Below are 12,520 nucleotides of genomic sequence, written 5' to 3' on the forward strand. Positions count from 1 at the left end.
TAAATTAAAGAGAGAATTCCAGCGTGAAAATTTTAGTGACCGGCGGTGCCGGATTTATCGGCTCTGCCGTTGTTCGCCATATCATTACTCACACGTCTGACAGCGTCATCAATGTGGATAAATTAACCTATGCGGGCAATCTGGAATCCCTTGCCAGCGTCAGCGATGATCAACGCTATACCTTTGTTCAGGCTGATATCTGCGACGGTGCTGCGCTTAACGCCATCTTCAAGACCCATCAGCCCGACCGGGTGATGCACCTGGCGGCTGAAAGCCATGTTGACCGGTCAATTACTGGCCCCGCTGAGTTTATTGAAACGAATATCGTAGGTACCTATGTGCTGCTTGAGGCAGCACGTAGCTACTGGAATGGTCTGGATGATGAACGCAAGTCAGCCTTCCGTTTCCACCATATTTCTACCGACGAAGTGTATGGTGATCTGCCCCATCCGGATGAAGCTGGTGAGAGCGCTGATGCTCTGCCACTGTTCACCGAGACCACGCCGTATGCGCCAAGCAGCCCTTACTCAGCTTCTAAGGCTTCCAGCGACCATCTGGTTCGGGCCTGGCTACGTACCTATGGATTCCCCACCATAGTGACTAATTGTTCCAATAATTATGGTCCTTACCACTTCCCGGAGAAACTGATCCCACTGGTGATCCTTAACGCGCTGGAAGGCAAAGCATTGCCTGTATACGGCAAGGGTGATCAGATCCGCGACTGGCTCTATGTGGAAGACCACGCTCGTGCGTTATACACCGTGGTGACTGCTGGCAAGGTAGGGGAGACCTATAATATCGGCGGCCATAACGAGAAGCAGAACCTGCAGGTGGTAGAAACTATCTGTGACCTGCTGGATGAAATGGTGCCGAAGTCAGATAGCTACCGCCAGCAGATAAGCTACGTTGCCGACCGTCCTGGTCATGACCGCCGTTATGCCATTGATGCCACGAAAATCAGTACAGAACTCCAATGGCAGCCAGAGGAAACCTTTGAGAGCGGCATTCGTAAAACGGTGCAGTGGTACCTGGACAATGCGCAGTGGTGTAGAAATATTCAAACGGGAAATTACCGTAGAGACAGGTTAGGCTTGGAGAATAAGGCATAATGAAAGGAATTATATTAGCGGGTGGGTCAGGAACACGTCTTTACCCAATCACTATGGGGGTATCAAAACAGTTACTTCCAGTTTATGACAAACCCATGATTTATTATCCTTTATCAGTTTTAATGCTTACTGGTATTAGAGATATATTAGTTATAACAACCCCGGAAGATCAGCCTGGCTTTCAAAGATTATTAGGTAATGGAGAACAGTTCGGTATTAATATTAGTTACGCCGTACAACCATCGCCTGATGGATTAGCTCAAGCGTTCATCATTGGCGAAGAATTTATTGGTGATGAATCTGTATGTCTGGTGCTGGGCGATAACATTTTCTATGGGCATGGTTTTTCTCCTCAATTGAAAAACGCCGCAAAGAATAGCCGACATGGAGCAACTGTTTTCGGCTATCAAGTGAAAGATCCTGAGCGATTTGGTGTTGTAGAGTTCGATCAAAATAAACGTGTTATTTCATTAGAAGAAAAACCGTTAAAGCCAAGAAGCAATTTTGCGGTTACGGGGCTCTATTTCTACGACAATCAGGTGGTTGAATTTGCGAAGCAAGTGAAACCCTCTCATCGTGGAGAGCTTGAAATTACGGCTCTTAACCAAATGTATTTGGATAAAGGTTTGTTGAGTGTTGAGATGCTAGGCAGGGGATTCGCATGGCTGGACACGGGGACGCATGAAAGTCTTCTCCAGGCGGCTCAGTTTGTTGAGACAATTGAGACAAGACAAGGTTATAAAATAGCATGTCTTGAGGAGATTGCATTTAATCAGGGATGGTTAAGCAAAGAGAAGTTACAGTCTCAAGCAAATAACATGGCCAAAAATAGCTATGGCCAATATTTACTGGCTCTGATGAAATAATATCGTGAATGACCTCAAGAAAAAAACAATATCAGGTTTGAAATGGAGTGCTCTGGAACGGTTGTTATCCCAAGGCATACAGTTGGTCATTATGATGGTTTTGGCACGCCTTTTAGGTCCTGCAAGTTTCGGACTGATAGGCATGCTGACGATTTTTCTGGCTCTATCTCAGGTGCTTATAGATAGCGGGTTCAGTTCTGCTCTGATAAGAAAAGAGCAATGTACAGAAAAAGACTTTTCTACAGCATTCTGTTTTAACATATCCCTTGCATTTTTATGCTATACAGCTTTATATTTTTTTGCACCTAAGATTTCTGAATTTTATAACCAGCCTGCGTTGATCGAACTGGCGAGAGTTTTGGGTTTAGTTATCCTTATTAATGGCTTTGGGATTGTGCCCAGAACTATTCTGACCATAAATATGGATTTCAAAAAACAAGCTAAAATATCAATTGTTAGTATTCTTGTTAGTGGAATGATTTCAGTATTTCTTGCATTTCATGAATATGGTGCCTGGGTTCTTGTTATTCAAACTCTTCTTAATGCTCTGATTAATACCTTACTCCTGAATCTCTTTACTCGTTGGAAACCCACCTTTAAACCCTCACGGCAATCATTTAATTACCTCTTTGGTTTTGGGGGAAAGTTACTTATCGCAGGTTTGTTGGACGCATTTTATAATAACCTTTATCAGATAGTAATAGGCAAGAAATTTGATGCCTATCAATTAGGTCATTATACGCAGGCTAATCAGTTGTCGAGCGTACCAGCTATGACCTTAACAAATGTAATTCAGCGAGTTACATATCCCATGTTTAGCCACATCCAAAAAGAAAAAGAAAGAATGGATAGAGCTTATATTTTAACTATGAAAATAGCTGCTCTATTCATTTTTCCGCTCATGGTAGGTTTGGCAATAATAGCGACTCCATTGTTGACTCTGGTTCTTGGTAACGATTGGAAACCCGCTGGAATACTGGTTTCTATTCTCTCAATAGGTTATATGCTCTATCCTATCCATGCTATAAATTTAAATCTTCTCCAGGTAAAAGGACGCTCTGATTTATTTCTTAAATTAGAAGTCATAAAGAAAATATTGGCAACTTTACTACTTGTTATTACTATCCCATACGGTATTAAAGTTATGTGTGCGGGCTTGGTGATGCATTCCTATTTATCATTGCTTATTAATTCATACTATACAGGAAAACTGTCATCACTTAGCGGTATCGCACAGTTGAAAGCAATTCTTCCTGTGTGGATTATAACGATATGTAGTGCCGTGATAGCGTTTGCTACAATGTCAACGCTGACAAAAAATGATATATATCAGGTGGCTGGTATGCTAGTAATCAGTCCAATTCTCTACATTTTGTTTATTTTTCTGTTTCAGAAAGAACTTTTTATGATCGTTCTTAAGATAAAGAAAAAATGAAACTAAAATTAAATGGCATGAACACTATGAAAAAAGATATACCTGTAACTCAGCCTTATCTACCTGATTTAAAAGAGTTTATTCCTTATCTTGAAAAGATTTGGGATAATCGCTGGTTAACTAATAATGGACCATTTCATCAGCAACTTGAAGCCGAGTTATGTGCCTATCTGGGTGTTAAATATATATCGCTGTTTAACAATGCAACGATTGCACTGATAACTGCATTGCAGGCGCTTAAAATCTCTGGTGAGGTGATCACAACACCTTATTCTTTTGTTGCAACCAGTCATTCGATCATTTGGAATGGTTTGAAACCAGTATTTGTAGATATTGAGCCCGATTCATTCAACATTGATCCGAAGAAAATTGAGGCTGCAATAACATCACATACAACAGCCATAATGCCAGTACATTGTTATTCTAATCCTTGCGACGTGGAAGAAATACAACGCATTGCTGATAATCATGGACTTCGAGTGATTTATGATGCTGCGCATGCGTTTAGCATAAACTACAAAGGGGAAAGCATCCTTAATTTTGGTGATATGTCAGTACTTAGCTTCCATGCTACAAAAGTATTTAATACTTTTGAAGGAGGAGCTATTATTTGTCACGATGAGAAAACTAAACTCCGAATTGATCGTTTGAAAAACTTCGGTATTGCAGATGAAACTACAGTGACTGCACCTGGTATTAACGGTAAAATGAGCGAGGTCAACGCTGCATTCGGTCTGGTTCAGTTAAAACACATTGATGCGGCAATCGAGCAGCGTAAGAAGATAAATGCCCGCTACAATGCAGTGTTAATAGATATTCCAGGTATTACTATTCCAAAGAACAACGAATATGCTAATGGTAATTACTCATATTATCCTGTGTTAATAGAAAGGGAATTCCCATTAACGCGTGATGAACTGTATACACTTCTGAAACACGAAGGTATAATTTCGCGTCGTTATTTTTATCCGCTGATAAGTAATATTCCAATGTATAGTGGTTCTGAATCAGCTGGTAAAGAAAACTTACCTGTAGCCAATGCAACATCTGATAAAGTCTTATGCCTTCCTATATTTAATGAAATGACTGATGAAGAATTTGAAAGAATAATCTCTGTTTTTAAGGGGCTATAAAATGGGGCTATTATCTCAGCAACAGTTAAATGAAATGGGTTTCAATACTATCGGGAATAATGTACGTATTTCTGACAAAGCTAGCATTTATGGTGCTGATAAAATAAATATCGGTAACAATGTTAGAATTGATGATTTTTGTGTCCTTTCAGCAGGTTTTGGCGGAATTATAATAGGTGATTTCGTACATATTGCCGTATATAGTTCCATAATAGGTGCCGGTGAAATTTCTATTGATGATTTTTCTAATATTTCATCTCGCGTTTCAATATATTCCAGTAATGATGATTACTCCGGTGCTTTTATGACAAATCCAATGGTTCCAGAAAACTATACCAATGTCACATCCCTTCCTGTTCATCTCGGGAAGCATGTGATTATTGGTTCAGGATCTGTAGTGCTACCGGGCGTTAATATAGAAACAGGTGCTGCGATCGGTGCATTATCCCTGGTGAAAAATAGTTGTTCTTCATTTAATATTTATGCTGGTAATCCTGCAATAAAGATAAAGGAAAGGAAAAGAGATTTGTTAATAATAGAAGGTGAATTAAAGTCAACATTGGGATTGGCTAAGAGATGAAACTAGATTTCTCTGATGGAAATGAATCAAATGTTGTCGTTCCGCGTCCTCTTAAAGTTTCTATATGCTGCATCACTTATAATCAAGAAAAATACCTAGAAGCAGCAATAGAAAGTTTTCTTTCTCAGAAGGCAAATTTTGATATTGAAATTATCATTGGTAATGATGCCAGTACTGATAACACTGCTGACATAATAAGAACGTATCAGGAAAAATATCCTAATACTATAAAAAGTATAATACATAAAGAAAATGTAGGTGCTAACTCTAATATATTGTCTGTTCTATCTGTGGCAAGTGGGGAGTGGATTGCTTTCTGCGAAGGTGATGATTTTTGGATAGATGACTATAAACTTCAAAAGCAGGTAGACGCCATAAGAATTTACAACGATGTTGATTTCTGTGTTCATAAATCATACATAGAGATCAATGGAAATAGGACGGAACACTTTGATTATGGCTCAGAGAGTAAGTTGATATTTCTGGATGATGTTTTATCCATAACAGGGCAGTTTGCTCCTACAAGTTCATATTTTTTTAGATCCACATTAAAAGATAAATTCCCTTCTTGGTTTAATGAGGCACCGGTTGGTGATCTTTTTATGGAAATTTATGGTATGCAGCATTGTGGTCTTTACATGCCCGATATTATGTCTGTGTACCGGGCTGATAGTTCTGGTTCTTGGTCAGAGACAATTAAAAATGATCTTAATAAATTTACTGACAGGCATTTAAAAATAGCGGAACTTTTAATAAAAACTAAAGCTGAAATCCGTGGTTACGATAGCTATTTTGATAAGAAAATTACTGCTGTTTATCTCAATATGGCCACGAGATATATATTTGAAGGTGATAATATTATGTTTAGATGGGCTTTAAAAAAAGCTCAAGATTCAAATTCTGCACCTAGTCTTAAACAAAAATTTTATAATGCGTTCAGGTTTTTTCCTAGAGTTATATTCTATGTCCATTATATTAAATCTATTATTTCGAGATAGCAATTTTAAGGGTGGGTTATGTATTGGTTTTACTCCGCTACCATTATGCTAATATTATCATTAATAGAGAAAGGAGCTTATAAAAAAGTAGTTTATAAGTTATCTCTTTTTGTGTTTTTTATTATAATATCCGGTTCGTATTATAATGGTATTGATTGGATAAACTATGTAAAACATTATGAAGAAATATATAATAATGGCTTCCCTACTGATTATTTTCCTTATGAGCCTGGTTTCGTTTTTTTGATGTATTTTTTTGCAAGCATAATAAAAGTCAGCAATTTTCAAATAATCGTACTTTCAGTATCATTGGCTTTTACATACACCTTGCATCTCTTCATAAAAAAAATCGATTGGGAATTCAATCGAAGTGCACTACTTCTTTTGATACTGCTTTTCCTTCTTCCTCTTTTTAATGATGCAGTTAGACAATTAGCTGCAATGGCGGTTATCTTACCATTTCTGCCCAGAATAAATTCTATTTCCTTGAAAAAGCTAATAGTGATTGTTTTATTAAGTTCGTTATTTCACGCTTCCAGTATTTTACTAATTCCAATATTTTTACTAATTCGATACCCACTAAGTAAGAGAAGAATTATCTACTATGTATTGGCTTCAGTTTGTTTTATTATTCTGTTTGTTTCATTACCTTTTGTTATCTCCATTATAAGTTCTTTTATTCCTGCTATTTTCTATGCGAAATTAACTGGATATGTTTCCAAACTAGATGGTGGATTCAAGTTTGGTTTATTTATGATCATCGACCTGGTTGGTATAATAATTACATTGTTGCTTTCAGAAAAATTTAAAAACGATAAGCAGATGGTTTTATCAACTACAGCTTCATTTATTTTCTTTTTGTTACATCTTCTCTTCTATATGACACCATTCTTACAAAGGTTACTTTACTATATATTTCCTTTAGTTGGTGTATACTCTTTGGTTTCGTTTAGAGTGGGGAGGTTTAGTCATTTAAATAGAATGACATTTCCTATTGTGGCTATAATGTGTCTGGGTGTATTTTATAGAAACGTGACTAATCCCTATTATTCTTATGATTTTGATAAGCCGAAGTTTTTCTATTTTGAATTACTTAATAATGACTATCCAAATTTAAATGATTTGAAATCTGGTAAGTGTTCTGTTATTGATCAGTTTGATCCCACTTTTTGTCCGATATAAATCATGAAAATACTTATTATTACTGATGAATTTTATCCTTATCACTTAGGTGGTGCTGGCGTTGTCGCCCAACAAATTTATGAGGAAAGCCTTTCTCAAGGCTATGAGTGTGATGTTCTATGCTCAAACCCTAAATTCAGGATACTTAGAAAAATATATAATGCAGTGTGGCCTTTTTTTTATCTTAAACTTATATTAAAGACTGCACTTAATCGCTATGATAAAATTATTGTTAATGATTTGAGGTCAGCATATATTCTTTCTTTGCTTGGTTTAAAGCATATCATCCAAAAAAGCGTATATGTAATCCATGGCACTGAAGTAGATATTGTTTTTAATAATTGTTCTAATAAAAACAAGTTTATAAAATTACCACGATATTATTCTTGTTTTTTAAAGCAAGTTCCGAAAGTCGTATTTGTTAGTGATTATGTAAAAAATAGAAATTTAACTGCCCTTAAGAAGGAGGGGATCTTTTTAAATAAATATGTTGTAAAATATGCTGGTCTGAGCAGTGCATTACTTTTAAGCGCAAGAAAAAAAGTTAACTCTTTAGTTAATTATAATTTCAGCGATGAACGTGAATTGATAAGAATAGTATCCTTTTCTCGTATTGAAAAAAGAAAAGGCTATCTTGAAATGCTGAACATATTTAAAGAAATTGATGAAAAAATGAGTTTTGTCAGATGGGACATCTTTGGCGAGGGAAGTTTCAAAGCAGAGCTTGATGAGTTGATTTCTTCATCAGGTTTAAGAAAAATCATTACTCTCCATGAGAAAATTGACAGGAAGATGATTTTTGAAACGATTAACCCTTCATATTATGATGTTTTTTGGCTACTTCCAAATGAACCTGAAGCCTTCGGTTTAACTTACCTTGAAAGTTCAGCTGTAGGCGTACCGGTTATAGGGCCAAATAAATATGGTATCAAAGAAGCAATTAACCAGAATGTTAACGGTTTCTTTTATGACGATGTCAATGCAATGCTAGATTCATTACTATATATAAAGAATAATAAATATAAACTGATGAATAGTAGTGCCGAATGGGCTATTTCATTTAGCTCAAAAGATTTCTTTTCAGAACTAATTAATTAAGGTTTAATCGTGAACATTGTATATGTAATAACTGGCTTAACAATGGGAGGGGCGGAAAAACAAGTGTGCCTCTTGGCTTCGAAAATGTCTGAGCGCGGTCACAATGTTACATTGATTTCTCTGCAAGGTTGTTCTGTTGTATTACCTGAGTCAGGTAATGTAACAGTTATAGAATTGAAAATGAACAAAAAACCACTTTCATTCATCAAATCATATCTAAATTTATGTCGTATATTAAAATCAATCGACCCTGATGTAGTTCACAGTCATCTTTTTCATGCGAATATTATGTGCAGATTATCCCGGGTAGCTGTCAGCTATAAAAAATTGATTAGCTCTGCTCATAGTCGAAATGAAGGAGGGGTAATAAGAATGTTTTTATACCGGCTGACAGATCGTTTCGCTGATTTAACTACTAATGTTAGCCAAGATGCTGTTAATGAAAGTTTAAGAAGAGGTGCTGTTCCTGAAAGTAAAATAAAACTGGTTTTCAATGGTCTTGATCTTCATTCTATTAATGAAAGGAAAACTAGTAACAAAGATTTAAAAGAAGAGTTGAATATCAATCGTGGATGCAAATTATTACTATCTGTGGGACGATTCACAAAAGCCAAAGACTATCCAAACTTACTTAACGCATTCAAAATACTGTATTCTGAAAACAAATTTATCCATATGGCAGTTGCTGGGCACGGGGAACTTTATGAGGACATAAAGCAACTTGCATTGGATCTTGATATTAGTTCAAATGTTCATTTTCTTGGTGTTCGTAATGACATCCCAGCATTGATGAATGCTTCTGATATCTATGTTATGTCATCTGAATGGGAGGGGTTGCCACTCGTTGTTGGAGAAGCGATGGCTTGTGAAAAAATAGTTGTAACCACTAACTGCGGTGGTGTTAAGGAGATACTTGGTGATGAGGAGTTCATTGTCCCTGTCAAATCACCTCAACTCCTTGCAGACGCGATATCACAAGCTATACAGTTGTCTGATGACGAAATTCGCATTAGAACAAATAAAGCAAAGGCAAGGCTCGAAAACTATTTTTCTATCGAAAGTATCGTTAATACTTGGTTAAACTTATACCATTGAGAGTGTTATGAATAATAAAATTGTTGCAATAACTGCCAACACCAGCTGGTATATTTTTAATTTTAGAAAAAATACGATACTCGAACTCATAAATAATCATTATACAGTGGTTGTTTTAGCACCAAGAGATGATTATACAGAGCGCCTGATAGGCTTAGGATGCCATTTCAATGAGGTAAAAATAGACAGAGGAGGCGTAAACCCCCTGAAGGATCTTTCTACACTTTACCAATTTTATAATTTTTATAAAAAAAATAATGTTTCTGTGGTTTTGAATTTTACTCCAAAAAATAATATTTATAGCACAATTGCTGCCTATTTTAACAACCTTAAGGTTGTAAATAATATTGCTGGATTAGGTACTGTTTTCACAAAAAACAATCTTCTAACTAAATTAGTCAAACAACTTTATAAGTATAGTCAGTCTAAAGCCGATTTTATATTTTTCCAAAATAAAGAAGATTGCCATTTATTCACTAATCTAGGTATTGATTCGATTGATTCAGATGTGTTACCTGGGTCAGGTGTTGATCTTTTAAAATTTAAGTATGAAGATATTCCAGATGATGGATTGGTTACTTTTTCTCTTGTTGCTAGATTATTAATTGATAAAGGCATTATCGAATATGCTGAAGCAGCAAAAAAATTGAAATTGATCTATGGTGATAAGGTTTGTTTCCAATTGATTGGTTTTTTAGAAAAAAACAACCCAAGATCAGTCACTAGCGATCAAATCAATGAGTGGGTTAACGCTGGATATATTGATTATCTGGGAAAAACGGATGATATTGCTACTACATTGAAAAATGTTGATTGTGTTGTTCTTCCTTCTTTTTATCGTGAAGGTGTTCCAAAATCTCTTTTAGAAGCAGCAGCTTTGGGTAAGCCGATTGTTACTACAGATAATGTAGGTTGCAGGGATACAGTTGATGATGGCGTAAATGGATATATTTGCATGCCAGGTTCTTCGGATGATTTAGCTCTTAAAATGGAGCTGATAATTAACAAAACTCATCTCGAAAGAGTGGGTATGGGCCGTAAAGGGCGGGACAAAATAGTTAAATTCTATGATGAGAGAATTGTAATTAATAAATATTTGGCTGTTATTGACAGTATTGTAACTTAAGGCGTTAAAGTTCTGTCTAAAAAACTGTTTTTTAATATTGCCATGGTGTTTGTTTTTTCTGCTAGCGTATTAGAAGTTAAGTGTATTCATTTTTTATGTGGTTAAATTATTCTGCTGAATAATGTTGTCGTTATTTATTATGTTATAAATCCTATGTAGTTCAAACAGAATACACATTATCCTTGTGTTCTGTGCTGTTATTCTTGGTGCAATTTAGCATCATTTCGTAAGTAATTTTTTCTCTATCGCATCAATCGCTATCATCTTACTTATTATCTGAGTTAATATTATCTGACGATTATATGGCAGATTTGCACTGCCCATGCTTTCCAAATGACAGGAGTAGGTATGTCCAAGCAACAGATCGGCGTTGTAGGTATGGCTGTGATGGGCCGTAATCTGGCACTCAACATTGAGAGCCGTGGCTACACAGTTTCTATCTTTAACCGCTCGCGTGAAAAAACCGATGAAGTCGTGGCAGAGAACCCGGGCAAGAAACTGGTTCCGCATTACAGCATCGAAGAGTTTGTTGACTCTCTGGAAAAACCTCGTCGTATCCTTCTGATGGTGCAGGCCGGTGAAGCCACCGACAAGACCATCGCCTCGCTGACCCCACACCTCGACAAGGGTGATATCCTTATCGACGGGGGCAACACCTTCTACAAAGACACCATTCGTCGTAATCGCGAACTGTCTGAGCAGGGCTTCAACTTTATCGGCACCGGTGTTTCCGGCGGTGAAGAGGGCGCCCTGAAAGGCCCGTCCATCATGCCTGGCGGTCAGAAAGAAGCTTACGAACTGGTGGCACCAATCTTAACCGAGATCGCGGCTGTCGCCGAAGGCGAAGCCTGTGTGGCCTATATGGGGCCGGACGGTGCGGGTCACTACGTCAAGATGGTGCACAACGGCATCGAATATGGCGATATGCAGCTGATTGCAGAGGCTTATGCCCTGCTGAAAGGCGCGCTGAACCTGAGCAACGATGACCTGGCGAAGACCTTCAGCGAGTGGAACGAAGGCGAGCTGAGCAGCTATCTGATCGACATCACCAAAGATATCTTCACCAAGAAAGATGAAGAGGGTAACTACCTGGTCGATGTGATCCTGGATGAAGCCGCCAACAAAGGCACCGGTAAATGGACCAGCCAGAGCTCGCTGGATCTCGGCGAACCGCTGTCTCTGATCACTGAATCAGTGTTCGCACGCTACCTGTCCTCGCTGAAAACTCAGCGCGTGGCGGCCTCTAAGGTGTTGAGCGGCCCGACCGTGCAGACCGTGAGCGGTGATAAAGCCGAATTTGTTGAGAAAGTGCGTCGTGCACTGTACCTGGGCAAGATTGTTTCTTACGCACAGGGCTTCTCCCAGCTGAAAGCGGCCTCTACCGAAAACAACTGGAACCTGCACTATGGTGAGATTGCTAAGATCTTCCGTGCGGGCTGCATCATCCGCGCCCAGTTCCTGCAGAAAATTACCGATGCCTATGCGGACAACGCTGACATCGCCAACCTGCTGCTGGCACCGTACTTCAAAAACATCGCGGATGAATACCAGCAGGCACTGCGTGACGTGGTGGCTTATGCTGTGCAGAACGGTATCCCGACGCCGACTTTCTCTGCGGCTATCGCTTACTACGACAGCTACCGTTCCGCGGTACTGCCGGCAAACCTGATCCAGGCCCAGCGTGACTACTTCGGTGCGCATACCTACAAGCGTACTGATAAAGACGGCGTGTTCCACACCGAGTGGTTGGACTAAACTGTTCTTCAACCTCCCGCATGGCGGGAGGTTACTTTACCGCATTTTAAGACAATCCCTCTGGCGCTTCGCTCGCTACTCAACTATCTTTACTCGAACTAATATAAAAACTGTGTTTTTAACCTGTTTCTTTTTGAGCCGAG

Annotated in this window: 11 protein-coding genes; all 11 read left to right on the top strand. The window is 38.2% G+C overall.

Going from position 1 to position 12,520, the window contains the following annotated elements; all coding sequences use genetic code 11:
- The first annotated feature begins 23 nt into the window (after nt 1-23).
- Entirely contained in the window at nt 24-1,109 is a 1,086-nt protein-coding gene (gene rfbB / locus K6L24_RS07550) for a dTDP-glucose 4,6-dehydratase (protein ID WP_191927493.1), read from the top strand.
- Nucleotides 1,109-1,975, top strand: a complete 867-nt coding sequence (rfbA, locus tag K6L24_RS07555; protein ID WP_191927492.1) for a glucose-1-phosphate thymidylyltransferase RfbA — start codon at nt 1,109-1,111, stop codon at nt 1,973-1,975. Before rfbB ends, rfbA begins: the two co-directional genes overlap by 1 nt.
- Nucleotides 1,976-1,979: 4 nt before the next feature.
- Nucleotides 1,980-3,410, top strand: a complete 1,431-nt coding sequence (locus K6L24_RS07560) for a lipopolysaccharide biosynthesis protein (protein ID WP_191927491.1) — start codon at nt 1,980-1,982, stop codon at nt 3,408-3,410.
- Nucleotides 3,407-4,543 (top strand): DegT/DnrJ/EryC1/StrS family aminotransferase, encoded by a 1,137-nt coding sequence (locus K6L24_RS07565; protein ID WP_274603492.1) that lies wholly within the window; start codon nt 3,407-3,409, stop codon nt 4,541-4,543. Before K6L24_RS07560 ends, K6L24_RS07565 begins: the two co-directional genes overlap by 4 nt.
- A gap of 1 nt (nt 4,544) precedes the next feature.
- Nucleotides 4,545-5,123 (top strand): acyltransferase, encoded by a 579-nt coding sequence (locus K6L24_RS07570; protein WP_191927490.1) that lies wholly within the window; start codon nt 4,545-4,547, stop codon nt 5,121-5,123.
- On the top strand, nt 5,120-6,121 hold the full coding sequence (locus tag K6L24_RS07575) for a glycosyltransferase family 2 protein (protein WP_191927489.1): 1,002 nt from the start codon (nt 5,120-5,122) through the stop codon (nt 6,119-6,121). Before K6L24_RS07570 ends, K6L24_RS07575 begins: the two co-directional genes overlap by 4 nt.
- 18 nt (nt 6,122-6,139) lie before the next feature.
- Nucleotides 6,140-7,303, top strand: a complete 1,164-nt coding sequence (locus K6L24_RS07580) for an EpsG family protein (RefSeq protein WP_191927488.1) — start codon at nt 6,140-6,142, stop codon at nt 7,301-7,303.
- Nucleotides 7,304-7,306: 3 nt separating this feature from the next.
- The gene (locus K6L24_RS07585; RefSeq protein WP_191927487.1) at nt 7,307-8,401 is read left to right on the top strand and encodes a glycosyltransferase family 4 protein; all 1,095 of its coding nucleotides are present in this window, start codon (nt 7,307-7,309) and stop codon (nt 8,399-8,401) included.
- Nucleotides 8,402-8,410: 9 nt separating this feature from the next.
- Nucleotides 8,411-9,496, top strand: coding sequence for a glycosyltransferase (locus K6L24_RS07590; protein WP_191927486.1), 1,086 nt, complete (start codon nt 8,411-8,413; stop codon nt 9,494-9,496).
- Between the two features lie 7 nt (nt 9,497-9,503).
- The gene (locus K6L24_RS07595) at nt 9,504-10,622 is read left to right on the top strand and encodes a glycosyltransferase family 4 protein (RefSeq protein WP_222682122.1); all 1,119 of its coding nucleotides are present in this window, start codon (nt 9,504-9,506) and stop codon (nt 10,620-10,622) included.
- 348 nt (nt 10,623-10,970) lie between these two features.
- Complete coding sequence (gndA, locus tag K6L24_RS07600) at nt 10,971-12,377, top strand: NADP-dependent phosphogluconate dehydrogenase (protein ID WP_118663760.1); 1,407 nt, start codon at nt 10,971-10,973, stop codon at nt 12,375-12,377.
- The last annotated feature ends 143 nt before the right edge of the window (nt 12,378-12,520 follow it).

Origin of the sequence: Erwinia persicina, assembly GCF_019844095.1 — a bacterium.
Taxonomy (GTDB): Bacteria; Pseudomonadota; Gammaproteobacteria; order Enterobacterales; family Enterobacteriaceae; genus Erwinia; species Erwinia persicina.

Coding starts and splice junctions, on each gene's coding strand:
- rfbA (WP_191927492.1), top strand. CDS start 1,109: ATGAAAGGAATTATATTAGCGGGTGGGTCAGGAACACGTCTTTACCCA.
- K6L24_RS07565 (WP_274603492.1), top strand. CDS start 3,407: ATGAAACTAAAATTAAATGGCATGAACACTATGAAAAAAGATATACCT.
- K6L24_RS07570 (WP_191927490.1), top strand. CDS start 4,545: ATGGGGCTATTATCTCAGCAACAGTTAAATGAAATGGGTTTCAATACT.
- K6L24_RS07575 (WP_191927489.1), top strand. CDS start 5,120: ATGAAACTAGATTTCTCTGATGGAAATGAATCAAATGTTGTCGTTCCG.
- K6L24_RS07580 (WP_191927488.1), top strand. CDS start 6,140: ATGTATTGGTTTTACTCCGCTACCATTATGCTAATATTATCATTAATA.
- K6L24_RS07585 (WP_191927487.1), top strand. CDS start 7,307: ATGAAAATACTTATTATTACTGATGAATTTTATCCTTATCACTTAGGT.
- K6L24_RS07595 (WP_222682122.1), top strand. CDS start 9,504: ATGAATAATAAAATTGTTGCAATAACTGCCAACACCAGCTGGTATATT.
- gndA (WP_118663760.1), top strand. CDS start 10,971: ATGTCCAAGCAACAGATCGGCGTTGTAGGTATGGCTGTGATGGGCCGT.